Below are 23,696 nucleotides of genomic sequence, written 5' to 3'. Positions count from 1 at the left end.
GGCGGATCGGCGGATGGACGAGGATGGCGACCATGACGATCACACCCCAAGGCTTCATGTTCGACTTCTCAGGGACCCTGTTCCGTATCGAGCCGCCCGAGCTCTGGCTGCGTTCGGTGCTGGCCGAGGCCGGCATCACGCTGCCGGACGAGGAACTGGCGTCGTACGCACAGAAGTTGAGCCGGACCGGCGGTCAGCCCGGCGGGGCGCTGCCCGAGGTGGTGCCGGACCGGCTGGAGCGGCTGTGGCGGGAGCGGGACCTGAGCGCCGAGCACCACCGGGCGGCGTTCACCGGGCTGGCCCGGCGGGCGGAGCTGCCGTGGGAGGGGCTGTACGACGCGCTGTACGACCGGCACATGACAGCGGCCGCGTGGGCGCCGTATCCCGATACCGCCAAGGTGCTCGGGGAGCTGCGCGGGCGGGGGATTCCGGTGGCGGTGGTGAGCAACATCGGCTGGGACCTGCGGCCGGTCTTTCGCGACCACGGGCTCGATGGTTGTGTCGATGCCTTCGTCCTGAGCTTTGAGCACGGTGTCCAGAAGCCGGATCCGCGGCTGTTCCGCATCGCCTGCGATGCGCTCGGTCTGGAGCCGGAGGTGGTGGCGATGGTCGGCGACGACGCGCGCGCGGACGGTGGTGCGGCGGCTCTGGGCTGCCCGGTGCGTCTGGTGGAGCATCTGCCGGTGGAGCTGCGGCCGGACGGGCTGCTGCCGGTCCTCGGGGCCTTCGGTCGGGCAGGCTGACAGGCGGGTACCCGGCAGTCCCCCGCGCCGCCGGGTACCCGTGTCTGAGTATATTGGTTGTGAACCAGTCAACGCAGGAGTCCAGCATGTCCCCGCGGCGTCCATCGGTCAACGAGGAGATGCGGCGGCGTTCCCGCGAGCGGCTGCTGCGCGCGACGGTCGAGCTGGTCGAGGAGCGCGGTTACGAGGCCACGACGCTGGCCGAGATCGCCGAGCGGGCCGGGACGGCGCGCGGCCTGGTGTCGTACTACTTCCCGGGCAAGCGGCAGCTGCTGCAGTCGGCGACACACCGGCTGATGCATCGGGAACTGGCCGCAGCGCTCGAGCGCGAGCCGCGCGCCGCCGACGGGGGCGAGCTGCTCGCCCGGGCCGTGGACTGCGTTCTGGGGCTGCCGGTCAGGCATCCGGTGCTGATGCGTGCCCACATGGCCGGAATACTCCAGGCGGAAGGTTTCGTCGAGTGCCCCGAGCAGCAGCGGCTGGCGTTCCTGCTGCGCGATTCCATGGTGGCCTGGGGCTCCGCGGACCCGGAACAGGACTACCGGATGCTGCGGGCGCTGCTGATGGGCGCGGTGTTCGCCCAGCTCATCCCGGGGGCACCGATGCCGCTGTCCCGGCTGCGGGCGGAGCTGTTCCAGCGCTACGGGCTGCGGTGGGAGCAGGGCGTCCCGCCGGACCAGGCCGACGAGGTTCCGTCGCTCACCTGAGTCGTGTCCTCTGCCGGTGAGCGCGGACCGGTGCGATGCTGGACGTACCCGCACCTGCCCCGCGGGAAGGAGCCTGCTCGTGCTTCGTATCGCAGTGATCGGATCAGGTCCCAGCGGTGTCTACACGGCTGAGGCGCTGGCCCGGCAGGACGCCGTCCCGGACGTGGCGGTCGATGTCGTGGACCGGCTGCCGTGCCCGTACGGGCTCGTGCGGTACGGGGTCGCGCCCGACCACGAGAAGATCAAGTCCCTGCAGGGGAATCTGCGGCGCGTCCTGGAGGACCCGCGGATCCGCTTCCTGGGCCATGTGACCGTCGGCGGCGCCCTGGATCCGCAGGCGCTGCTCTCGCTCTACCACGCGGTGGTCTACTGCGTGGGCGCGGCGACCGACCGCAGGCTCGGGATCCCCGGCGAGGATCTGCCCGGCAGCCATTCCGCGACCCGGTTCGTCTCCTGGTACAGCGCGCACCCGGATGAGGACCCGGACGAGTTCGTGCTGCGGGCGCGCTCCGCGGTTGTGATCGGCGTCGGCAACGTGGCGGTGGACGTGGCCCGGATCCTGGCCAGGGGCGGGGAGGAGTTGCGGCGCACCGATGTGCCCGACGCGGCGCTGCACGCCTTGCAGGACAGCCGGGTCACCGATGTTCACGTGGTGGGCCGGCGCGGCCCGTCGCAGGCGAAGTTCACCACCAAGGAGCTGCGCGAGCTGGGCGACCTGCCGGGCGCCGAGGTGGTCGTACGGTCCGATGAGCTGGCCCTGGACCCGGCCTACGCGGACCCTTCCGGGCTGCCGCCGGCGGCACGGCGCAATGTGGAAGTGCTACGGGGCTGGGCCGAGCGGCCGGCCTCGGGGCGGCCCCGGCGGATCCATCTGCGGTTCTTCCTGCGGCCGGTGGAGCTGCTGGGCGAGGACGCGGTGGCGGGGGTGCGTTTCGAGCGGACGGCGCCCGACGGACTGGGCGGGGTGGCCGGCACCGGCCGGCTGGAGGAGATCGACGCGCAGCTGGTGCTGCGCAGCGTGGGCTACCGGGGGGTGCCGCTGGCCGGGCTGCCGTTCGACGCGAGCGCCGGGATCGTACCCAATGACGAGGGCCGGGTGCTGCGTGACGGGCAGCCGTCGCCGGGCGAGTACGTCGCCGGGTGGATCAAGCGCGGGCCGACCGGGGTGATCGGCACCAACCGCCCCTGCGCCAAGCAGACGGCCGCCGCCCTCGTCGCCGACGCGCCGCTGCTGCAGGCCCGGGCGCTGCCGGCGGATCCGCTGGAGGGGCTGCGGGCACTGGGCGCCGAGCCGGTGGAGTGGTCGGGATGGGAGGCGATCGAGGCGGCGGAGGCGGAGCTGGGCCGCTCGCTGGATCGTGCGACGGTGAAGATTCCGGACTGGGACGGACTGTTGACCGCGGCTCGCCCGATCCTGTGACACACATCTGAAACCTTCTCGAAATCAACAAACTGTTCAAGGCGTCTACGGTCTGAGGCTGTTCCACCCGCACGCGTGGTGTCGAGGAGAGCCAATGGCGACTGTAGAGAAGTCCGTCCACCCGGTGGACGAAGTCCTGCCGGCCGCGCAGCTGGGGGCATTCGGCCTCCAGCATGTGCTGGCCATGTACGCGGGCGCGGTGGCGGTGCCGCTGATCGTCGGTGGCTCACTGGGGCTGAAGGGCGCCGACCTGGCGTATCTGATCACCGCCGACCTGCTGCTGTGCGGCGTCGCGACGCTGTTGCAGTGCGTCGGGTGGTGGCGGTTCGGCGTACGCCTGCCGATCATGCAGGGCTGTACGTTCGCGGCGGTGACGCCGATGGTGCTGATCGGCAAGGACGGCGGACTACCGGCGATCTACGGCTCGGTCATCGTGGCGGGGCTGGCGATGATCCTGCTGGCCCCGGTGTTCGGGCGGCTGCTGCGGTTCTTCCCGCCGCTGGTGACCGGCACCGTGATCCTGGTCATCGGGCTGAGCCTGCTGCCGGTGGCCGGCAACTGGGCGGCCGGCGGCCAGGGCGCCAAGGACTTCGGGGAGCCGAAGAACATCGCGCTGGCGGCCGGGGTGCTGGTGGCGGTGCTGGTGATCCAGCGCTTCGCGCCGCCGTTCCTGAGCCGGATCGCGGTGCTGGCCGGCATCGTGCTCGGCATGGTGGCGGCCGTGCCGCTGGGCTTCACGGACTTCGGCGGGGTCGGCGCCGCGGACTGGGTCGGCATCAGCACGCCGTTCCACTTCGGCACCCCGTCCTTCCAGGGCGCGGCGATCGTGTCGATGCTGGTGGTGGCGCTGGTGACGATGACCGAGACGACGGGTGACTTCATCGCGGTGGGCGAGCTGACCGGCCGCAGGATCGAGCCGCGGCGGCTCGCGGACGGCCTGCGCGCGGACGGCGTGTCCACGGTCCTCGGCGGCATCTTCAACACCTTCCCGTACACCGCCTACGCGCAGAACGTCGGCCTGGTCAGCATGACCCGGGTGCGCAGCCGCTGGGTCGTCGCGACGGCGGGCGGCATCCTGGTGCTGCTCGGCCTGCTGCCGAAGCTGGGCGCCGTGGTCGCCGCGATACCGGCACCGGTGCTGGGCGGCGCGGGCCTGGTGATGTTCGGGTCGGTGGCGGCGAACGGGCTGCGGACGCTGGCCACGGTCGAGTTCAAGGACAACCACAACCTGACGGTGGTCGCGGTGTCACTCGCGGTCGGCCTGCTGCCGGTGGGTGTGCCGACCATCTACGACCGGTTCCCCGACTGGTTCCAGACGGTGATGGACAGCGGGATCAGCGCGGGCTGCATCACCGCGATCGCCCTGAACCTGCTCTTCAACCACCTGCCGGAGAAGCGGGATTCAGCCGATGGACCGGCCGTCCCGGCGGGCGCCGGCGATGAGGACGCTGTCCAGGAGGCCGGGGAGCAGCGCGTCTAGGCCGTCCCTGCGCGGGCCCTTTGAACAGGCAGTACGCGCGCCGGAGGGGACGTTGTCAGTGGGGCGGTGCAGACTCTGTGATGCCGGACACATTCCGCATCCCGGAGGAGAGGCACCATGGCCAGAAACGACGTACTGCTCGCGGTGGGCACCCGCAAGGGCCTGTTCCTCGGGCGCCGGGGCGGTGGCGGGAGCTGGGAACTGACCGGGCCGCACTTCCCGATGCAGGCGGTGTACTCCGTCGGCATCGACACCCGCCGCGCCGTGCCCAGGCTCCTGGCCGGTGCGGACAGCTCGCACTGGGGCCCCTCGGTGTTCCGCTCCGACGACCTGGGCCGCAGCTGGCACGAACCGGCGCGCCCGGCGGTGAAGTTCCCCGAGGGGACCGGTGCCTCGCTGGAGCGGGTGTGGCAGCTCCAGCCGGCCGGGCCGGGCGCGCCCGGTGTGGTGTGGGCGGGCACCGAGCCGGGCGCGCTGTTCCGCTCCGACGACGGCGGGGAGACCTTCGAGTTCGTACGCAGCCTGTGGGAGCACCCGCATCGCGAGCAGTGGGGCGCGGGTTTCGGCGGGCAGGCCGTGCACACCGTGGTCACCGATCCCCGCGACCCGGACGCGGTGACGGTGGCCGTGTCGTCGGGCGGGGTGTACCGGTCGAGGGACGGCGGGGCGAGCTGGGCGTCGTCCAACACCGGGATCAAGGCGGAATTCCTGCCCGACCCCTACCCCGAGTTCGGCCAGTGCGTGCACAAGATCGCGGCGGATCCGGTGGACCCGGACCGGCTGTACCTGCAGAACCACGGCGGCGTCTACCGCAGCGACGACTCCGGAGCGAGCTGGGCGGAGATCGGCAAGGGGCTGCCCGCCGACTTCGGCTTCGCCGTCGCCGCCCATCCCCGGCGCGGCGGCGTGGCGTACGTCTTCCCGGTCAGCGACGGCAGCGACCGCTATCCCCCGGGCTACCACTGCCGGGTCTACCGCACGGAGGACGCCGGGGCCTCGTGGTCACCGCTGAGCGCGGGCCTGCCGCGGGACGAGCACTACGGGGTGGTGCTCAGGGACGCCCTGCGTACGGACGACGCCGATCCGGCCGGGGTGTACTTCGGCAACCGCAACGGGGAGGTGTACGCGAGCGCGGACGAGGGCGACAGCTGGGAGCTGGTGGCCGAGCATCTGCCGGATGTGCTGTGCGTGCGGGCGGCGGTCGTCTGAGCCACTAGAGTGACTGCCCGTGGCAGCACGACCGTTGAACGAGATCGTCGAAGCGGGCTGGGCGAAAGCCCTGGAACCGGTGGCCGAGCGGATCGCCGGGATGGGCGACTTCCTGCGCACCGAGATCGCCGCAGGGCGCACCTACCTGCCGGCCGGGACGAATGTGCTGCGAGCCTTCCAGCAGCCCTTCGACGAGGTGCGGGTGCTGATCGTCGGCCAGGACCCGTACCCCACTCCCGGACACGCGGTGGGGCTCAGCTTCTCCGTCGCGCCGGACGTGCGCCCGCTGCCCGGCAGCCTGGAGAACATCTACCGGGAGCTGGGCAGCGACCTCGGTCTCCCCCGGCCGTCCAACGGCGATCTCACTCCGTGGACCCAGCAGGGCGTGCTGCTGCTCAACAGGGCGCTGACCACCGCCCCGCGCAAGCCGGCCGCCCATCGCGGCAAGGGCTGGGAGGAGGTCACCGAGCAGGCGATCCGGGCGCTGGCGGCGCGCGGCAGGCCGCTGGTGTCGGTCCTGTGGGGGCGCGACGCGCGCAATCTGCGGCCTCTGCTGGGCGAGTTGCCGGCCATCGAGTCCTCCCACCCCTCTCCCATGTCGGCCGACCGGGGCTTCTTCGGCTCCAGGCCGTTCAGCCGGGCCAACGACCTGCTGGTGCGGCAGGGAGCGGACCCGGTCGACTGGCAGCTGCCCTGAACGGGCCGGAAACCGTTAGTCTGCCCGGGTGACGACGCATTCGAACACCCCGGCGGGCTGGTACGCGGACCCGCACGGCACTCCGAACCTGCTGCGCTACTGGGACGGTTCCCAGTGGACGGAGCACACGCACGCCGGCCAGCCGCAGGCGCAGGTACCTCCGCAACAGCAGGCTCCGCAGCAGGGCCAGTACCAGAAGCAGGGGCAGTTCCAGCAGCAGGCCGTGCCGCAGCAACAGGCGGCGCCCCAGCAGCAGTACGGCCAGCAGGCGTATCCGCAGCAGCCCCCGCAGCAGAAGGACAACCCCTGGGAGCTGGGCGTGGACGGCGGCCACGACCCGTCCCGCGTGCAGCGGCAGGTGCAGCAGCAGGCCGGTGTCGCCCCGACGGGACCGGGCGGCGGCACCCTGTTCAGCGAGCCGGTGCTCGTGGTGAACCAGAAGGCCAAGCTGATCGAGCTCAACAACGAGTACAGCGTCTTCGACCAGGGCGGCCGCCAGCTCGGCTCGGTGGTCCAGGTCGGCCAGTCGACGGCCCGCAAGGTGCTGCGCTTCGTGTCCAGTGTCGACCAGTACCTGCCGGTCAGGCTCGAGGTGCGCGACGCGTACGGGCAGCCGCAGTTGCTGCTCACCCGGCCGGCGAAGTTCATCAAGTCCAAGGTCATCGTGCAGCGTCCGGACGGACAGACACTCGGTGAGATCGTCCAGCAGAACGCCATCGGGAAGATCAACTTCTCGTTCGAGGTCAACGGCCAGAAGATCGGCGCCATCAAGGCCGAGAACTGGCGGGCCTGGAACTTCGCGATCGTCGACCACACCGAGACCGAGGTCGGCCGGATCACCAAGACGTGGGAGGGCCTGGCCAAGACCATGTTCACCACGGCGGACAACTACGTGCTGCAGATCCACCGGCAGCTCCCGGACCCACTGCTGAGCATGGTGGTCGCCTCGGCGCTCACCGTGGACACCGCCCTCAAGCAGGACGCCCGCGGCCTCGGGTGAGTCACCATCCGTTCGATACGGTGCCGGATCAGGCCGACCGGCACCGTATCGGGACGGAACCGGACAGGTAACCCCTCCGATGGACCCTCCCGAACATGAGAACCGCCGGAGGCACTAGCATGCCTCGCCATGAGCACTGCCGAAGGCCCCGCATCCGGCCTGCCCGTTCGAATGCCGCGCCCCCGCCAGCCCGGGCGGCACCGGCGACCGGAACTGCTGACCACGCCCGAGGGCGCTCCGGCGCTTGTCCTCGCCGTGCCCGGCACCCCGTCCTCCGCGACCCGGAGTCTGGCGGAGGAAGTCATCAGCATCGCCCGTTCCGAGCTGTCAGGCCTCGACCCCCGTATAGGTTTCGTCGACGGCGACGGTGACGAGTTCCCGACGCTGGAGACCGTACTGTCCCAGGCGGCCGCCGAGCGCAAGGAGGACGGCCCCGCGGCCGTCGTCGTACCGCTGCTGGCCGGCCCCGAGGCCTCGGTGATGCGCCGCATCCGCCAGGCCGTCATGGACAGCCGTTCCGCCGCCGAGGTGACCGATGTCCTCGGCCCGCACCCGCTGCTCGCCGAGGCGCTGCACGTACGGCTCTCCGAGGCCGGCCTGGCCCGCGCCGACCGCGCCCGGCTGTTCACCGTCGCGACGGCGGCGGACGGCATCATCCTCGCCACCGTCGGCGGCGAGGAGGCGGTCCAGGCCGCCGGGGTGACGGGTCTGCTGCTCGCCGCGCGGCTCGCGGTGCCGGTGCTGGCCGCCGCCCTGGATGTCGAGGGCTCCATCGCGCAGGCCTCCGACCAGCTGCGTTCCTCCGGCTCGACCACCCTGGCCCTCGCGCCCTGCCTGATCGGCCCGGAGATCGCCCCCGAGCTGCTGCACGACGCCTCCAAGGAGGCCGGCTGCCTGGGCGCCGACGCGCTCGGCCCCTACCCGGCGATCGGCAAGCTGGTCGTCGGCAAGTACACCACCGCGCTCGGCATCGCCCAGCAGCCCTCGCAGGGTGCCTCTGCCCACTGAACCCGTCCACGCGCGACGCGCGGGTGGCAGCCCTCAGCGGGGGCCTGCCGCCCGCGCGTTCGTATGTCAGCCGTGAGCCGAAGCCTGTCAGCCGAAGCTGTCAGGACTGTCAGCCGAAGACGACGCAGGACGCGGCCGGTACGTTGACCGAGCCTGCCTGTACGGGCATTCCGTTCTCCGGGTCGAGGTCGAACCACGCCACGCCGCCGGAGCGCTCGTTGGCGGCGTACAGGCGGCTGCCGGAGGGGTCGAGGGTGAGGTGGCGCGGCCAGTCGCCGCCGCAGCCGACGGTCCCCCGCAGCTCGAGCCGGTCGCCGGACTCGTCGAGGGACAGCACCGCGATGCTGTTGTGCCCGCGGTTGGCGACCCAGGCGTACCGCCCGTCCGCCGAGATCACCAGCTCCGACGGGTGGTTGGTGCCCTGCGCGCCCTCCGGCAGCACGGACACCTCGGCCACCGGGCGCAGCCGCCCGACCTCCGGGTCCCAGTGGCAGACCGTCACGACCGAGTCGAGCTCGTTGACGATGTACGCCCGGTCCCCCCGCGGGTGGAACGTCAGATGGCGCGGGCCGATCCCGGAGCGCAGCCCCAGCTCCCGCTCGATCTCCAGCTCGCCGCCGGCCGGGTCCAGTTCGCACACCCGCACCGAGTCCGTACCGAGGTCCACCGTCAGCACCCAGCGCCCGGACGGGTCGGGCAGCACCATGTGGGCGTGCGGGCCGGTCTGGCGCTCCGGGTGGGGGCCGTCGCCCTCGTGCTCCAGTACGAAGACGGGCTCGCCGATGCCGCCGTCCTCGCCGAGCGGGAGCACGCTGACCGTGCCGGTCTTGTAGTTGGCGGTGAGCAGATGGCCCCGGTGCAGGCTCAGGTGGGTGGGATCGCCGCCGCCCACCGGCGCCGTCTTGCCGAGCTGCCGGGGCTCCGCCGGGTCGGCCAGCGAGAAGACGGCGGCGCCGCCGTCCTCGGGGTTCTCGCTCACCGCGTACAGCAGTCGGCCGTCCGGCGACAGCGCGAGGAAGGACGGGTTGTCCACCGCGTCCGTCGAGTGCAGCGCGGTCAGCGCCCCGGTGCCGGGGTCGACGGCGGCAGCGGTCAGTCCCCGGCCGCCCGCCGATGTGAACGACCCGATGTATGCGTGCCCGGCCACTGCCGTACCTCTTCCGCCTGTTGTCTGTACGGCGGCCGAGAGTAGTACCTCCCTGGCGGGTTCGTACCGGCGGGTGGATTCTGGGCGGCGAGCGACCGCCTCGGCCTTCCCACCGGGGCCGTCCTCCGGTCGGCTTACGCGGGCGGGCCCGGTGCGGTCGCCGCGCCTAGCCTCGCACTGTGACCACGCAGTGGGACCGGCGGCGCTTTCTCGGGTCCGTGGCCGGCGCAGGTGCGGGCGGCCTGGTGGCCGGCTGCTCGGCGACCGGAGCCTCGCCACGGCCGAAGGGCGGCGGCGACGGGACGGGCCCGGCGGAGAACGACCGCGCCGGCGACCACGACTGGGGGCTGCGGCAGCGGGAGGACGGGAACGACCGTGCGGTCGAGGGGTACGCGGACCGGGTGAGCGTGCTGCCCGGCGAACCGGTCCGGCTGTTCGTATCCACCACCAGCCGGACATTCCGTGTCGAGGCCTTCCGGATGGGCTGGTATGGCGGCGCCCAGGCCCGCAGGGTGTGGGCCTCCGGGAGCCTGCCCGGGCACGAACAACCCGTGCCGCAGGCGCAGGGCCCGACCCGTACGGTCTCGGCCGCCGCCTGGCGGCCCGGCGCCGGGATATCCACCACGGGCTGGCCCGAGGGGGCGTACCTCTTCCGGCTCACCGCCGACGGCGGGGCGCAGCGGTACGTACCGCTCACCGTGCGGTCCCCGGAGACGGCGGGCCGCGTGGTCCTGGTGAACGCGGTGGCGACCTGGCAGGCGTACAACGCCTGGGGCGGTCGCAGCCTGTACCACGGGCCGGGCGGCAAGGCCGACTACGCGGGCCGCTCGCTGGCGGTCAGCTGCGACCGCCCCTACGACGGTGACGGCGCTCCGCTGTTCCTCACGTACGAGCAACCCGCCATCGCGCTGGCCGAGAGCCTGCGGCTGCCGCTGGCCTACGTGACGAACACGGACCTCGACCGCGAGCCGCACCTGCTGGCGGACGCCCGCGCGGTGATCTCCCTCGGACACGACGAGTACTGGACGCCGGCCATGCGCGAGCGCGTGACCGGCGCCCGGGACGCCGGCGCCAATCTCGCCTTTCTCGGCGCGAACGCCTGCTTCCGCCGTATCCGCCTGGAGCCGACCGCGCACGGCGACCGGCGCCGGGTGGTCTGCTACAAGACCGACTGGCCGCACGACCCCCTGTACGGCAGCGACCCGGCCGCCGTCACCGCCGACTGGCGCGAGCCCCCGCACGCCTGCCCGGAGAACTCACTGACCGGCACCCTGTACGAGTCGAACGGGACGAGCGCCGACTACGCCGTCGCCGAGCCGGGCCACTGGCTGTTCGCGGGGACCGGTGTCACGCGCGACAGCCGCTTCCCCCATCTCGTCGGCACCGAATACGACCGGGTCACCGGCGGCACCGGTACGCCCCGGCCGATCGAGGTCGTCGCCCACTCCCCGCTGGTCTGCCGTGGCGTGCGCAGCTACCAGGACTCGGCCTACTACACGGCCGCGAGCGGCGCCGGGGTGTTCAACACCGGCACCATGCGCTGGGTCGAGTCCCTGAAGGGCGACGGCGCGCACGGCATCCCCCCGGACACGGCCCGCTTCACCCGCCGGGTCACGGAGAACCTGCTGCGCGCCTTCGCCCAGGGCCCGGCCGGCCGACGGCACCCGGCACGGGACAACCTCGCGGCATGCCGGCCCTACGCCGCCGACCCGATCTGGGACCGCCACGATCTGTGGTGACCGGCCACCCGAAGCCTGCTCAGGCGGCGAGGGCGGCGCGTGAGGCGCGTGTGGCGGACCGCAGCGGCACCGCGAGGTCCGTGAGCGCCGTCTCCAGGCCGTCGAGATGGGCGAGGGCGCGGTCGGCGTGCGGGTGGTCCGCGCCAGGCCCCGACGGCTCGGGGTGGGCGGCCGGGGAGCCGGGCTCGACGAGCCGCGCCACGGCGGCCTCGACGCGGGCGCAGGCGGCGAGCAGCCGGGCGTCGTGGCCCGCGGACGGGTCGGCCACGACGCCGGCCAGGGCGCGGACCCGGTCGGCGCAGTCGTCCAGAAGGGCGAGGACGGTGAGGGCGCGGGCCTTGCGGTGGCGCATGGGGCTCAGCGGGTGGACGAGGGGCGCCACGCAGACGCGTACCCGGGCCAGGAGGTGGTCGAGTTCGGCCACATGGCGCGCCAGGCCGTCACCCGGGCCGCCGGCGAGGTGCAGGGCAGCCTCGGCCGTGAAGTCCCGTACGGCGTGCAGCGACCGCTGGATCCAGGCGTCCGTGACGGCATGCGTGGTGACGGGCAGCACCACGGCCACCGCGACCGCCGCACCGAACGCGCCGACGGCGGTCTCCTCCAGGCGCAGGACGAGCAGCCCGGGATGCAGGACGCCCAGGAGCCCGTAGAGCAGCCCGGCCATGACCGTCACGAAGAACATCATCCAGCTGTACGAGACCGGGGCGCTGTAGAAGATCCCGAAGACGCACGCGGCGACCAGGACGGCGGTCGGGACCGGGGCGCCGTGCAGCGGAAGCGCCGTCATGAGCCCGGCCGCGATACCGGCGACGGTGCCCAGGAGACGGCGGAAGCCCCGGATGAGGGTCTCGCCGCGCGAGGTGGTGTTGACGAAGATCCACCAGGCGGTGGCCACGGCCCAGTACCAGCGGTCCGGGAAGAGGGCCTGGCCGACGGCGACCGCGACACCCGCCGCCACGGTCGCCTGGACGGCCTGGCGGGTGGTCGGCCTGCGCAGCCCGCGCGGCTGCGGCAGGGCGACGGCCGGTACGGGCGGCGCCCCACGCTCGTAGCACCACAACCCGAAGCGGACGAGCGCGGCCGCGGCGAGGGCGAGGCCGATCGCGACGTACAGCTCGGGCAGCGACCCGGGTACGGCATGCAGGAACTGCGCGACGAAGAACATCATGAAGGCGAACACGCCGAGCGCGTGGCCGCGCGGTCCCCAGCGCCGGGCGTAGACCCCGGCGAAGACCACCGCGAGGAACGCGACGTCGCGCGCCCCCGGATACGGGTGGAGCCAGGCCGCGAGCGTCAGTACGGGCAGACCGGCCACGGGCAGCAGGGCGGTGGTGACCGCCTGCCCGCCGACGGTGGGGTCGGCCACGCTGAACAGTGCCAGCAGCGCCGCCAGGCCGCCCGCGACGACGGTGGGCAGCGGGAGCCCGGCGGCGAGTGTCACGGCGACGGCCAGACCGATACCGAGCAGGGCGCGGGCCGCCCAGCGAAGCCGCGTCCGCCCCGGGTCCGGCGCCGCGAACATCCTCTTCATCGCCCGATCCCCCCTCGGCCCTTCCAGGCATGGAAAAGGCGTTGCGGGGACGGAGAGTCCGCCGCAACGCCATCGTCGGCCCAAGCAAAGCATCTTCAAGGGCACTGGCTCAACCGACCTTGATCTTGCTGAGCCATTGGTACAGCAGAGAGGCCCTTGCGGCGACCACGAAGAGGCCAGTGGCCCACGCCTGCCGGCGAGCCCGGCCGGCACAGCGGCCCAGTGGTCTGCTCCGGGATCGTGCGGAAGACTGACCGTAGGAGTCACCTGTGGTGAGTGCGAGAGAGACACCCGTGGACGAGCGCGACGACGCCGGTGCAGGCGCGGGCCGCGCCAGGCTTCACTCCGGTCCTGAAACGGTGGCGGCGGTTGACAGTCGCGGCACGATCACGGCCTGGGGCCCAGCTGCCGTACGGCTCCTCGGGTACGACCCGGGTGAGGTGATGGGGCGGCAGGTGCAGGACCTGCTGGCGGCGGAGTTGCCCGACGCCGGCCGACGGGCCTGTGCCGCCTCGGAAGCGTGGAGCGGAACGGTCGTGGCGCGACACCGCGACGGGCGGCGGCTGGACGTCGTGATGCACGCGCAACCGCTCCAGGGCGCTGACGGTGACTCCCTGTGGATCCTGGCAGCCGAACTCCCGGGGCAGCCGGACGGTGGGCCCGGCGCCGAGGTGCTCAAGGAGTGGGCGCTGGCCCAGCTCCCGATGGCCTTGGCGGTCGGCGACAGCCGGGCCCGGATCGTGGGGGTCAACCAGGCGTTCGCCGCCGTGGCGGCGACGGCGGAGAGCGAACTCCTGGGGCTGCGGATGGGCGAGCGGGAGCCTGGACGGCTCTTCGTGGGGGCCGAGGACATTCCTGGCTTCACCGAGCACGTCCTGCGCACGGGGCTGGCGCTGCAGCACGAGCGGCACGCTCACGCCCCCGGCGAGAGCCGCGAACACTCCTGGTCCACCTCGATCTTCCCGCTGAAGGATGCGGCAGGCCGGGTGCGAGGCGTCGGCGCCACCCTGTACGACACCACCGAGCAGTACTGGGCGCGTCGGCGGCTCGAGGTGATGAACGAGGCGAGCATGCGGATCGGGCGCAGCCTGGATGTCTCTGTCACCGCCCAGGAACTGGCGGAGGTCGGCACCGACCGCTTCGCCGACTTCGTCACCGTCGATCTGCTGGACTCCGCACTGCGCGGCGAGGAAGCGGAGCCTGAGCCGCTGCTCCTTCGCCGGGTCGCCCAGCAGTCCGTGCTGGAGGGCTGCCCGGAGGCCGCACTCCCTGTCGGGCAGACCCACCGGCACCCCAAGGGTTCGAGTGCGGCCCTCGCGCTGGCCGGCGCACGCTCCTCGCTGCACAACGCCGACGGCACATCGATCCCCGAGTGGGCAACGACGAACCGCGACTGCGTGCGAAGCATCGATAAGTACGGAATCCACTCGATGCTGATCGTGCCGCTGCTGGCCCGCGGGACCACACTGGGACTGGCACAGTTCTTCCGCCACCGCACGGACGACCCTTTCGACGCCGACGATCTGCTGCTCGCCAAGGAGATCACCGCACGGGCTGCCGTCTGTGTCGACAACGCCCGCCGCTACACCCGCGAGCGCGCCACCGCGATCACCCTCCAGCAGAGTCTGCTCCCGCAGCACATGCCGGAGCAGTCCGCTGTGGAGGTCGCCTCCCGTTACCTGCCCGCCGGATCCCGCGCGGGCGTGGGCGGCGACTGGTTCGATGTCATCCCGCTCTCCGGAGCCCGGGTCGCCCTGGTGGTCGGCGACGTGGTCGGCCACGGTCTGCACGCCTCGGCGGCAATGGCCCGGCTGCGGACAGCCGTGCGTACTCTCGCCGACGTCGATCTGGCCCCGGACGAACTGCTGACCTGCCTCGACGACGTCGTCACCCGCCAGGAAGGCGAGGAGACCCTGCCGGCCGACGGGATCAGCGCCACCTGCCTGTACGCCGTCTACGACCCGGTGTCCCAGCGTTGTTCCCTCGCCAGCGCCGGGCACGTGCTGCCCGCCGTGACCGACCCCGACGGGGCCGTCCACTTCCTCGATCTGCCGGTCGGCCCTCCTCTGGGCGTGGGCGGCTTCCCCTTCGAGACGTCCGAGTTCGACCTGGCGGAGGGGAGCGTGCTCGCCCTGTTCACCGACGGCCTCATCGAGACCCCCGACCTCGATATCGACACCGGGCTCGCCCTCCTCGGCCAGGTCCTCAGCCGGCCCTCCGAGTCGCTGGAGGAGACCTGCACCCTCGTGCTGGACACCCTGCTGCCCGGACGCGGACGCCCCGTTGACGACATCGCCCTCCTCCTGGCCCGTACGCACGCCCTCGACGCCGGCCAGGTCGCGGCATGGGACCTGCCGGCCGACCCCGCCATCGTGGCCGACGCCCGCCGGCACACCACCGACCAGCTGACCGCCTGGGACCTGGACGACATCGCCTTCACCACCGAACTGGTGGTCAGCGAACTCGTCACCAACGCCGTCCGCTACGGGGGCGGCCCCCTCCAACTGCGGCTCATCAAGAACACCGCACTCATCTGCGAGGTCTCCGACCACAGCGCCACCGCACCGCACCTACGCCGTGCCCGTACCTACGACGAAGGCGGACGCGGCCTGTTGCTCGTCGCCCAGCTCACCGACCAGTGGGGTACCCGCCAGACTCCCACCGGCAAGGTCATCTGGGCCCAACAGGCCCTCCCCCTCACCCACCACGGCACGCCCGCCACGCTGTGAGGGCCTCCTCGTTGGGCCGTTGGTACAGTCAACAAGCCATTGCAGCTACCACGAGGAGGCCAGTGGCTCATGCCGGCGGACGAGCTGGACGCGCGGATCCTGGCGCTCCTCCTGGAACAGCCGCGCACCAGCGTGCGCGAGTACGCCCGCATCCTGGGCGTCGCCCGCGGGACGCTCCAGGCGCGCCTGGACCGGCTGGAACGCGACGGCGTCATCACCGGCTACGCCCCGAGCCTGTCACCGGCGGCCCTCGGCCATCCCGTACTGGCCTTCGTCCACATCGAGGTCACCCAGGGGCATCTGGACGACGTCGGCGACGCGCTGGCGGCGGTCCCGGAGATCATCGAGGCTTTCTCGATCACCGGCGGCGGCGATCTGTTCACCCGTGTGGTCGCCCGCGACAACGCCCACCTGGAGGACGTGATCCAGCGCCTCATCCAGGTGCCCGGCGTGGTGCGGACCCGCACCGAGATGGCGCTGCGGGAGCGGGTGCCGTACCGCATGACACCGTTGGTCGCCTCGGTGGGCCGGGCGGCGGCGGCCGTCAGCCGAGGAAGCTGAGCCGGACCTGGCGGCGGGGGTTGTCGACGTTGGTGTCGACCAGGACGACGGACTGCCAGGTGCCCAGCTCCAGTTGGCCGCCGACGACGGGGAGAGTGGCGTGCGGCGGCACGAGGGCGGGGAGGACGTGGTCGCGGCCGTGGCCGGGGCTGCCGTGGCGGTGCCGCCAGCGGTTGTCGGCGGGGAGGAGGTCGCGGAGGGCGGCGAGCAGGTCGTCGTCGCTGCCGGCGCCGGTCTCGATGACGGCCACGCCTGCGGTGGCGTGCGGGACGAAGACGTTGAGCAGTCCGTCGCGGCCGTGCGCGGCTTCGCGCAGGAAGGCGGCACAGGCGCCGGTGAGGTCGTGGACCGTCTCGGCGGAGCCGGTCGTGATGTCGATCGTACGGGTGGTGAAAGCGTCGGCCATGTGTCCATGGTCGCCCACGCCTCGGACATCCAGGTCCACGCTCGTGTCCGCGTGACGAGACAGCATTGATCGGGGTCTGACGGCGTGGCTACCTTCGGCGGCATGTTGCGTCCCGTTCTGCTCACCACGCGCGGTCACATCGACCTGCTGCGGGTGGCCTCCGCCGCGTGTCCTCGCGGCTGCTGACGCCTTCTCACCCGCTTTTCCCCTTTCGCCTCTGACCGCCTCGCGCCCCGCCGTCCGATCGCGGGTTCGCGCGCGGCCGCGTGGCACCGCTCACCGCCGGCCACGGCCGCACGCACCCACTGAGAGGCTATTGGTCTGGACCAATAGGGGGCTCCCGGGATAAGGTCCGTCTGCCGTCGCGCATCCAAGGGGGACCCATCCGTGTCTGTGCCGCACCCAGTCGCCGTCCTGGTCGACGCATGCCTGCTGCCGTCCTGCGGCGGGGAGCGGCTGCCCGGCTGGATCGCGAGCGGCCTGACCGAAGGTCTGCCCGGCGTCGTTCTGCACGGGGACGTCCCGGCCGATCTGCGGGCCCTGTATCCCGATGCGCTGATCGGCCTCACCCCGCGCGACGGCGCCGCGTGCGGTGAAGCGGCCGCGGCGGAGCTGATGGCGGCGGGCGCCAATGTGCATCTCGGCGTACGGCCACGGGCGGCTGCCGGCGACACCGGTTCGTACGTCGCCGAACTTCAGGGCCACGGGGTGGCGGCCGCGCTGGGCCCCTTCACGGGGGACGGCGCGCTACGGCCCTTCGCGGAGGGCGTCGCGGCGGGGGTGATGGCGGTCGCCGTCGACCCGCTCGCCGCGCTGGCCGGCGGCTGCGTACCGGAGGTACTGCGCGGGGAGCTGGGCTACGAGGGCGTGGCGGTGAGCGAGCCACTGGACGCCCCCGCGGTGGTCGACCGCTGGGGCATCCCCGGCGCGGCCGTGCTCGCCTGGATCGCCGGGCTCGACCTGCTCCAGCTCGGCCCCGGCTGCGGTCCCGGCGTCCACCAGGCCGTCCACACCGCCGCCGCCCGCGCGGTGGCCGACGGCGACCTGTCCGTCGCACGCCTCGCCGAGGCCGCCGACCGCGTCGCCCGGCTGCGCCGCTGGGCCGGCGACCCCGGCCGGCTGAGCCGGGAAGGTTACGGCGTACGACACGGTTGGTAGAACCGTGAACCATGTGGACGCAGCGCGCGAGATCGACGTCGCCGTCGTCGGAGCCGGCCAGGCCGGACTCTCGGCGGCGTACTTCCTGCGGCGGGCCGGCCTGCTGCCGGGCCAGGACTTCGTCGTACTCGACCACTCCCCCGGCCCCGGCGGCGCCTGGCAGTTCCGCTGGCCCTCCCTGACCTACGGCCGGGCGCACCGCGTCCACGAACTTCCCGGGATGCCCCTGGAGGATGCGGATCCGGACCGGCCGTCGGCGGACGTCGTGGCGGAGTACTTCGACCGCTACGAGCGCGCGTTCGACCTGCGGGTGCGCCGGCCGGTGAACGTATCGGCCGTACGGGACGCCGCCGACGGCGACCGGCTGCTCGTCGGGACGGACGACGGCGACTGGTCCGCCCGGGCGCTCGTCAACGCCACCGGGACGTGGGACCGGCCCTTCGTGCCGCGCTACCCTGGCCAGGAGCTGTTTGCGGGGCGGCAGTTGCACACCGCCGGATACCGGGGGCGCGAGGAGTTCGCCGGCAAGCGCGTCATCGTGGTCGGCGGCGGCACCTCGGCGGTGCAGCTGCTGCTGGAGATCGCCGACGTGGCGGCCGCGACGACCTGGGTGACCCGGCGGCCCCCCGTCTTCCACACCGGGCCGTTCGGCGAGGACCAGGGCCGCGCCGCCGTCGCCCTCGTGGAAGAGCGGGTCCGGCAGGGGCTGCCCCCGCAGAGCGTCGTGAGCGTGACCGGGTTGCCCATGACCGAGGCCATGGCCGCCGCGCGGGCGCGCGGCGTGCTGGAGCGGTTGCCGATGTTCGACCGCCTGACGCCCGGCGGCGCCGTCTGGAACGACAGGCGGCGCGTGGACGCCGACGTCGTGCTCTGGGCGACCGGCTTTCGGGCCGCGCTCGACCATCTGTCACCGCTTCGGCTGCGCGAGCCCGGGGGTGGGGTTCGGCTGGACAGCCTCACACGCGTGGCGCGGGACCATCGGGTGCACCTGATCGGGTACGGGCCTTCGGCCAGCACGGTCGGAGCCAACCGCGCGGGGCGCAGCGCGGTCCGGGAAGTGCGGCAACTGCTGCGCGCGCCCGCCGGGGCTGTGGCCGTCGGCTGACTGTCCCCCACCCCGCCCCTTCCCGAAAACCACGGGGCAGGCCCCCTGGACCCCCGAAGGATGGGGCGCCCCTAGCGGGACTTGAGCGTGGAGCCGCGGACCACGAGTTCGGGCTGGAAGACGATGCGGCGGTGGTGGTGGTCGTCCGCGGAGTTGCCGGTTTCCTCGATGAGGAGGTCGGCGGCGGCGCGGCCCATGCGGTAGGCGGGCTGGCGGACGGAGGTGAGGGGGACGGCGGCGGCGGCGGCGAATTCGATGTCGTCGTAGCCGACGAGGGCGATCTCGTGGGGGACGGCGACGCCGGCGGCGTAGAGGGACTGGAGGACGCCGAGGGCGAGGAGGTCGTTGGCGCAGAAGACGGCGGTGGGGCGGCGGGACATGCCGAGAAGGCGGGCGCCGGCGTCGCGGCCGGAGGGGACGTCGAGACGGTCGGCCTCTATGTGGGAGAGGGATTCGGGCGGGAGCCCGGCCGCGGCGAGGGCGGCGAGGGCGCCGGTGCGGCGGTCCAGGCATTGGGTGAGGTGCATGGGGCCGCTGATGTAGGCGATGCGGTCGTGGCCCTGCTCGATGAGGTGCTCGGCGGCGAGGGTGCCGCCGGCGATGTCGTCGACGGAGACCGAGCAGGCCTCGGCGCTGGGGACGACGCGGTCGACGAAGACGTAGGGGATGCCGTGCCGGCGGAAGGACTCGAGGTTGCGCCCGGTGGTGTCGGCGGGGGTGACGAGGACGCCGCGTACGCGCTGTTCGGCGAAGAGGCCGAGGTAGTCGGCCTCTTCGGCGGGGCTCTCGGCGCTGTTGCAGAGCATGACGCCGAGGCCGGCCTCGCGGGCGGCGCGCTCGGCTCCGGAAGCGACCTCGACGAAGAAGGGGTTGGCCATGTCGAGGACGAGCAGCGCGATGATGCGGCTCTGCCCGGCCCGCAGCTGGCGGGCCGACTCGCTGCGTACGTAACCGAGTTGGTCGATGACGTTGAGCACGCGGGTGCGTGTGTCCTCGGAGACCATGTCGGGACGGTTGATCACGTTCGACACCGTGCCGACCGACACGCCTGCCTGTCGTGCGACATCCTTGATGCCCACCATGCGTGCCACGAGCTCTGCTGCACCGCCTTTCGCGGCTCCTGCGGCCGCAGCCACATGCTACGCATACCGCGTGTGATCAGCGCCTGCCGTGAGTGGTCAGCGACGAGGCCCGGACGACCAGCTCGGGCTGGTACACGATCCGCTGGTGTTCGTGGGTGGCCGCCTCCTCTCCCGTTTCCGCGATGAGCAGTTCTGCCGCCGTACGCCCGATGCGGTGCGCGGGCTGTCGTACGGAGGTGAGCGGCACGGCGGCGGCCGACGCGAAGTCGATGTCGTCGTAGCCCACGATGGCCATCTCCTCCGGTACCCGGACGCCTGCCGCGTACAGCGCCTGGAGCACGCCGAGCGCCAGCAGGTCGTTGGCGCAGAAGACGGCCGTGGGCCGGTCCGGCAGGCCGAGCAGCAGGGCGGCGGCGTCGCGGCCCGCGGTGACGTCGAAGCGGGCGGCGGCGATGACGGTGAGCCGGTCGTGGGACAGGCCGGCCTCGGCGAAGGCGGTCAGGGCGCCGCGGTGGCGGTCGCGGGACTGGGCGAGGTGGGCGGGGCCGCTGAGGTAGACGACCCGGCGGTGGCCTTCGGCGAGGAGGTGGCGCACGGCGAGCTGGCCGCCGGCGACGTCGTCGACGGAGACCGAGCAGGCCTCGGCGCCGGGCCGGGCGAGGTCGGCGAAGACGCAGGGAATGCCCCGGCGTCGTACGGCCTGGAGGTTCCCGCCGGCGCCGTCGGTGGGGGTGACCAGGACGCCGCGCACCTGCTGCTCGGCGAACATCGCCAGGTAGTCGGCCTCTTCGGCCGGGTCGGCGGCGCTGTTGCAGACCATGACGGCCAGTCCCGCGGCGCGGGCGGCCTGCTGGGCGCCGCGGGCCATCTCGACGAAGAAGGGGTTGGCCATGTCGAGGACGAGCAGCGCGATGATGCGGCTGCGGCCGGCCCGCAGATGGCGGGCCGACTCCTGCCGTACGTAACCGAGCCGTTCGATGACGGTGAGGACGCGCTGGCGGGTGTGGTCCGACACGGTGTCGGGACGGTTGAGGACGTTGGAGACCGTGCCGAGGGAGACACCCGCCTGTTCGGCCACGTCCTTGATGCCGATGTGCGGGCCGCGTCTGTTCAGGGTCCGACCTCGACGAGTTCCAGGCCCGTCAGCTGCGCGACCGCGCGCAGTTCGGGGATGACGTGGCCGGTGGCGAGGGCCCAGTGGTGGGCGACGCCGGTGGCGCTCCAGGCGTCGGTCCACTCCCCCGGGTCGGCTCGGAAGTCGACGCGGGAGGTGGTGTTGCCGATCTCCAGGAGCGGTCCGCCGACCACCTCGCCCTGGGAGGCGACCAGCTTGTAGCGGCCGTCACGCGTCTGGCCGAGGCCGACCAACGTGACGGGGCCGTGCTTCACGTCGAATTCGACGGACACGCCCCAGCCGCGCTTGCCGTGGTAGACCCCGAGGCCGCGCAGCAGCGGGCGGCGTTCGCTGATGCCGAGGTGGGCCGGCCCGTCGTGGCCCATCTCCACCACGCCGTCACGGAAGTTGAGCGCCTGCAGCTCGGTGAAGGAACCGCCCGCACCGAGCCGGTCGGTGATCAGCATGGCGAGCGAGGTACGCAGCTCGTACTCACCGGCCGCCGGAATGCCGCGGGCGGTGAGCAGCGAGGCGCCCAGGATCATGCCCGCGCCGAGCCGCTCGTGGGTCTCGCCGTCCAGGCCGCGGTGGTAGTAGGCGAGGGAATCGAGGTCGAAGTCGGTGGCGAGCCGGTCGAGGCCGACGGAGACCCTGGCCGCCCATTCCAGGTCGTCCGGAACGACGGTGTCGGCGATGTCGAAGGTCTTGCGGGTGTCGGCGAGCTTGCCCGCGACCTCGGCGTCGGTGACCTTCTCGACCCGTACCCGCAGGTCGTCGAACTCCAGGACCTCGACATGGCCGCCGAGGTTGCCGCTGACCATGGTGAGGTCGGTGGAGACGTCGTACATCCCGGGGTAGAGGTGACCCATCAGCCCGTGCCTGCCGTGCCGGAGCACGGACCGCACTCCGGCGGCGCGGATCCAGCGGCCGATACGGGCCCAGGCCCGCTCGTCCTCCAGGTGGCCGGAAACGGAGCGGAAGGGGATGCCGCTGCGCTCGAAGGCGTTGGCCATCTCGGGCAACGGGCAGGCGCCGCAGTAGGCGAGCCACTGGCCGGTGTCGAAGGTGGCGTGGTCCATCGCCTCGGTGGGCTGGAGGTTGATCAGCAGGACGGGCGCGCCGGAACGCTGGGCGATCGGGACCAGCATGGTGGCGGTCATGTACGTGGTGAGGAAGCCGACGATCAGGTCGCAGCCGGCGGCGCGCAGCTTCTCGGCGGCGGCCGCGCCCTCCTGGGCGTCGGAGATGAAGCCGACGTCGACGACCTCGGCGTCGAACTCCCGCATCCGCTCGGTGACGCGGGCCGCCGAGCGCTGGAGTTGCGGGAGGAGGTCGGGGAACTGGGGCCAGTAGGCCCCGAGTCCCCCCGCCACAAGGCCGATCTTCGGCTTGCGGGCGGTGGCGGGGGTGCGGGTCATGGCGGTTTCCTCCACTCAGACGGGCAGTTGGAAGTCGATGACATGGAGGGGCGAGGGTGTGGTCGTCCCGGTGGAGGTCTCCTGGTACATGAAGGACAGCACGCCGTCCTGGGCGACCCGGGTGTGGTCGACGACGACCTCGCCGAAGGCGTTGAGGGTGCTGGTGCCGTCGTAGAGCACCGTCCAGTCGGTCCAGGCGGAGGATGCCGAGGCGGCGACGATGCGGCCGTAGGGCATCACGACGTAGGCGTTGTCGTAGGCGTCGAGGACCAGTTGGGAGCGCTGGCTGGAGCTCATGGCGACCGGGACCTCGGTCTTGTGCCAGGTGCCGGCGGAGTCCTTCCAGACGTGGAAGGGGCGGGCGTAGGCGGTGCGGCCGGCGACGTAGTCGGTGACGCACTGGGTGAAGCGGCCGGGTACGTAGGAGATCAGTGCGTGCGGAAGGTTGTCGGAGTCGACCGCCTGGCTCTCCTGGTTCATCAGCGCGTGGTCGGGGTTGAGGGAGTCGACGACCAGGCCGGTGGAGGTGACGGAGACCAACGCGGAGCCGGTGGTGCCGACCGTGGTCCCGGCGGAGTTCTTCCAGGTGCGGCCGTAGTCGGTGCTGGAGACGTAGACGGTGTCGTGGTTGGTGAGACCGCCGCTGCTGCACATGACGGCGCCGGCGTTCTCGCGCCAGGTGCCGAAGATGTGCAGCGTGCCGTCGGCGCCGTAGTCCAGGCCGTGGAGGTAGAGGTTGCGGGCGGTGCTGGAGCCGTGGGTGTCGGTGTAGGTGCCGGTCGCGCTGGTCCAGTTGCCGAGGTTGGTCCAGGAGCTGCCGTCGTACTCGGCGAGGGCGGCCTGGCCGTTGCCGGAGACGCCGGTGCGGTAGCTGAGCTGGAGCTTGTTCGCCGGGGAGACGATGAACTGGGGGTAGGTGAAGGTCGAGGTGAGCGCGACGCCGTCGAGGCTGGTCTGTACGGAGCCGAACTGTGCGGCGGTCCAGGCGTGGGAGGCCGGTGAAGTGACCAGGCCCGCCACCGACTTGACGTAGGAGTAGCCGCTGCTGTGCGAGTCCATCAGCAGGTGGAGGCGGCCGTCGCCCGGCGAGATGCCGGCCGAGATGACGTTGTGGGAGTCGTCGGTGCTGAGGGTGTGGCCGACGGTGACCTTCGACCAGGTCGTGGAGCCCAGGGCGCGGCGGGCGACGGTGGCGTTGCGGTCGGCGGCGTACCAGACGGCGTACTGGTAGCCGTTGTGGGTGAGCAGGCCGTTCTTCTGGAAGGCGTTGTTGTTGACCAGGCCGTTGTAGGAGACGAAGTACAGGGCCGTGGAGTCGAGAACACCGGTGTGGATCTGCGTGGCGGACGGCCCGGTGGCGGCGGTGGGGGGGGGCGGCCGCCCCCCCCCCCCCCCCCCCGACGGCGCCCCCCCCCCCCCGCCCCGCCCCACCGCAGGACGGC

At 72.5% G+C, this 23,696-nt stretch carries 21 protein-coding genes; 14 read left to right on the top strand and 7 right to left on the bottom strand.

All coding sequences use genetic code 11. The features are described from left to right. Positions 1–38 precede the first annotated feature (38 nt). The 8 genes from ACFXJ5_RS19010 (at position 39) to ACFXJ5_RS18975 (ending at position 8,264) form a co-directional block, all read left to right on the top strand. Complete coding sequence (locus ACFXJ5_RS19010) at positions 39–743, top strand: HAD family hydrolase (protein WP_384631908.1); 705 nt, start codon at positions 39–41, stop codon at positions 741–743. An 86-nt stretch (positions 744–829) separates the two neighbouring features. Further along, positions 830–1,450: a TetR/AcrR family transcriptional regulator gene (locus tag ACFXJ5_RS19005; RefSeq protein WP_384631787.1), complete on the top strand. Its 621-nt coding sequence runs from the start codon at positions 830–832 to the stop codon at positions 1,448–1,450. Positions 1,451–1,529: 79 nt separating this feature from the next. Next, entirely contained in the window at positions 1,530–2,870 is a 1,341-nt protein-coding gene (locus ACFXJ5_RS19000) for an FAD-dependent oxidoreductase (protein ID WP_384631785.1), read from the top strand. A gap of 94 nt (positions 2,871–2,964) precedes the next feature. Continuing rightward, positions 2,965–4,350: a nucleobase:cation symporter-2 family protein gene (locus tag ACFXJ5_RS18995; protein ID WP_384631783.1), complete on the top strand. Its 1,386-nt coding sequence runs from the start codon at positions 2,965–2,967 to the stop codon at positions 4,348–4,350. 117 nt (positions 4,351–4,467) lie between these two features. Next, positions 4,468–5,559 carry a WD40/YVTN/BNR-like repeat-containing protein gene (locus ACFXJ5_RS18990; protein WP_384631781.1) on the top strand — a complete coding sequence of 364 codons (1,092 nt, stop codon included), beginning with the start codon at positions 4,468–4,470 and terminating at the stop codon, positions 5,557–5,559. A 19-nt stretch (positions 5,560–5,578) separates the two neighbouring features. Continuing rightward, complete coding sequence (locus ACFXJ5_RS18985; protein ID WP_384631779.1) at positions 5,579–6,256, top strand: uracil-DNA glycosylase; 678 nt, start codon at positions 5,579–5,581, stop codon at positions 6,254–6,256. Between the two features lie 28 nt (positions 6,257–6,284). Then, positions 6,285–7,256 carry a phospholipid scramblase-related protein gene (locus tag ACFXJ5_RS18980; protein ID WP_384631777.1) on the top strand — a complete coding sequence of 324 codons (972 nt, stop codon included), beginning with the start codon at positions 6,285–6,287 and terminating at the stop codon, positions 7,254–7,256. 129 nt (positions 7,257–7,385) lie between these two features. After that, a complete protein-coding gene (locus ACFXJ5_RS18975; protein ID WP_384631775.1) occupies positions 7,386–8,264 on the top strand; it encodes a sirohydrochlorin chelatase in 879 nt (292 codons plus the stop codon). 109 nt (positions 8,265–8,373) lie between these two features. On the opposite strand, the gene ACFXJ5_RS18970 is transcribed toward ACFXJ5_RS18975, so the two are convergent. Beyond that, positions 8,374–9,411 carry a lactonase family protein gene (locus ACFXJ5_RS18970; protein ID WP_384631773.1) on the bottom strand — a complete coding sequence of 346 codons (1,038 nt, stop codon included), beginning with the start codon at positions 9,409–9,411 and terminating at the stop codon, positions 8,374–8,376. 179 nt (positions 9,412–9,590) lie between these two features. On the opposite strand from ACFXJ5_RS18970, the gene ACFXJ5_RS18965 reads away from it, so the two are divergent. Next, positions 9,591–11,150, top strand: a complete 1,560-nt coding sequence (locus tag ACFXJ5_RS18965) for a N,N-dimethylformamidase beta subunit family domain-containing protein (RefSeq protein WP_384631772.1) — start codon at positions 9,591–9,593, stop codon at positions 11,148–11,150. 19 nt (positions 11,151–11,169) lie between these two features. Here the strand turns inward: ACFXJ5_RS18965 and ACFXJ5_RS18960 are convergent, their stop codons facing one another. After that, positions 11,170–12,681: an FUSC family protein gene (locus ACFXJ5_RS18960; protein ID WP_384631771.1), complete on the bottom strand. Its 1,512-nt coding sequence runs from the start codon at positions 12,679–12,681 to the stop codon at positions 11,170–11,172. A 272-nt stretch (positions 12,682–12,953) separates the two neighbouring features. Between ACFXJ5_RS18960 and ACFXJ5_RS18955 the strand changes: the two genes are divergently transcribed. Both ACFXJ5_RS18955 and ACFXJ5_RS18950 read left to right on the top strand, forming a co-directional pair. Continuing rightward, positions 12,954–15,410: a SpoIIE family protein phosphatase gene (locus ACFXJ5_RS18955; protein WP_384631770.1), complete on the top strand. Its 2,457-nt coding sequence runs from the start codon at positions 12,954–12,956 to the stop codon at positions 15,408–15,410. A 69-nt stretch (positions 15,411–15,479) separates the two neighbouring features. Next, positions 15,480–15,971 (top strand): Lrp/AsnC family transcriptional regulator, encoded by a 492-nt coding sequence (locus tag ACFXJ5_RS18950; protein ID WP_384631769.1) that lies wholly within the window; start codon positions 15,480–15,482, stop codon positions 15,969–15,971. On the opposite strand, the gene ACFXJ5_RS18945 is transcribed toward ACFXJ5_RS18950, so the two are convergent. Beyond that, positions 15,955–16,377: a YjbQ family protein gene (locus ACFXJ5_RS18945; RefSeq protein WP_384631768.1), complete on the bottom strand. Its 423-nt coding sequence runs from the start codon at positions 16,375–16,377 to the stop codon at positions 15,955–15,957. The two genes, ACFXJ5_RS18950 and ACFXJ5_RS18945, sit on opposite strands and share 17 nt — an antisense overlap. A gap of 102 nt (positions 16,378–16,479) precedes the next feature. Here ACFXJ5_RS18945 and ACFXJ5_RS18940 point away from each other — a divergent pair, with 102 nt between their 5' ends. The 3 genes from ACFXJ5_RS18940 (at position 16,480) to ACFXJ5_RS18930 (ending at position 18,640) form a co-directional block, all read left to right on the top strand. Then, positions 16,480–16,563 carry a putative leader peptide gene (locus ACFXJ5_RS18940; RefSeq protein WP_384631905.1) on the top strand — a complete coding sequence of 28 codons (84 nt, stop codon included), beginning with the start codon at positions 16,480–16,482 and terminating at the stop codon, positions 16,561–16,563. Between the two features lie 201 nt (positions 16,564–16,764). Further along, the gene (locus ACFXJ5_RS18935; RefSeq protein ID WP_384631767.1) at positions 16,765–17,535 is read left to right on the top strand and encodes a hypothetical protein; all 771 of its coding nucleotides are present in this window, start codon (positions 16,765–16,767) and stop codon (positions 17,533–17,535) included. A gap of 13 nt (positions 17,536–17,548) precedes the next feature. Next, on the top strand, positions 17,549–18,640 hold the full coding sequence (locus ACFXJ5_RS18930) for an NAD(P)-binding domain-containing protein (protein ID WP_384631766.1): 1,092 nt from the start codon (positions 17,549–17,551) through the stop codon (positions 18,638–18,640). A 71-nt stretch (positions 18,641–18,711) separates the two neighbouring features. On the opposite strand, the gene ACFXJ5_RS18925 is transcribed toward ACFXJ5_RS18930, so the two are convergent. The 4 genes from ACFXJ5_RS18925 to ACFXJ5_RS18910 all read right to left on the bottom strand — a co-directional run bounded on the left by ACFXJ5_RS18925 (position 18,712) and on the right by ACFXJ5_RS18910 (position 23,685). After that, on the bottom strand, positions 18,712–19,722 hold the full coding sequence (locus ACFXJ5_RS18925) for a LacI family DNA-binding transcriptional regulator (RefSeq protein WP_384631902.1): 1,011 nt from the start codon (positions 19,720–19,722) through the stop codon (positions 18,712–18,714). A 76-nt stretch (positions 19,723–19,798) separates the two neighbouring features. Further along, complete coding sequence (locus ACFXJ5_RS18920; RefSeq protein WP_384631764.1) at positions 19,799–20,800, bottom strand: LacI family DNA-binding transcriptional regulator; 1,002 nt, start codon at positions 20,798–20,800, stop codon at positions 19,799–19,801. A 32-nt stretch (positions 20,801–20,832) separates the two neighbouring features. Further along, complete coding sequence (locus ACFXJ5_RS18915) at positions 20,833–22,254, bottom strand: arabinose isomerase (RefSeq protein ID WP_384631762.1); 1,422 nt, start codon at positions 22,252–22,254, stop codon at positions 20,833–20,835. 15 nt (positions 22,255–22,269) lie between these two features. After that, entirely contained in the window at positions 22,270–23,685 is a 1,416-nt protein-coding gene (locus ACFXJ5_RS18910; RefSeq protein WP_384631899.1) for a BNR repeat-containing protein, read from the bottom strand. Positions 23,686–23,696 lie beyond the last annotated feature (11 nt).

It is taken from the genome of Streptomyces sp. NPDC059373, assembly GCF_042751495.1.
Classification (GTDB): Bacteria; Actinomycetota; Actinomycetes; order Streptomycetales; family Streptomycetaceae; genus Actinacidiphila.
The sequence above is the reverse complement of the archived record's forward strand: the minus strand, read 5'-3'. Positions and strand labels throughout refer to the sequence as shown.

Bases quoted from the DNA above. Each gene is read 5' to 3' on its own strand.
- ACFXJ5_RS19005 (WP_384631787.1), top strand. From the start codon at position 830: ATGTCCCCGCGGCGTCCATCGGTCAACGAGGAGATGCGGCGGCGTTCC.
- ACFXJ5_RS18995 (WP_384631783.1), top strand. From the start codon at position 2,965: ATGGCGACTGTAGAGAAGTCCGTCCACCCGGTGGACGAAGTCCTGCCG.
- ACFXJ5_RS18990 (WP_384631781.1), top strand. From the start codon at position 4,468: ATGGCCAGAAACGACGTACTGCTCGCGGTGGGCACCCGCAAGGGCCTG.
- ACFXJ5_RS18975 (WP_384631775.1), top strand. From the start codon at position 7,386: ATGAGCACTGCCGAAGGCCCCGCATCCGGCCTGCCCGTTCGAATGCCG.
- ACFXJ5_RS18960 (WP_384631771.1), bottom strand. From the start codon at position 12,681: ATGAAGAGGATGTTCGCGGCGCCGGACCCGGGGCGGACGCGGCTTCGC.
- ACFXJ5_RS18950 (WP_384631769.1), top strand. From the start codon at position 15,480: ATGCCGGCGGACGAGCTGGACGCGCGGATCCTGGCGCTCCTCCTGGAA.
- ACFXJ5_RS18945 (WP_384631768.1), bottom strand. From the start codon at position 16,377: ATGGCCGACGCTTTCACCACCCGTACGATCGACATCACGACCGGCTCC.
- ACFXJ5_RS18940 (WP_384631905.1), top strand. From the start codon at position 16,480: ATGTTGCGTCCCGTTCTGCTCACCACGCGCGGTCACATCGACCTGCTG.
- ACFXJ5_RS18925 (WP_384631902.1), bottom strand. From the start codon at position 19,722: ATGGTGGGCATCAAGGATGTCGCACGACAGGCAGGCGTGTCGGTCGGC.
- ACFXJ5_RS18915 (WP_384631762.1), bottom strand. From the start codon at position 22,254: ATGACCCGCACCCCCGCCACCGCCCGCAAGCCGAAGATCGGCCTTGTG.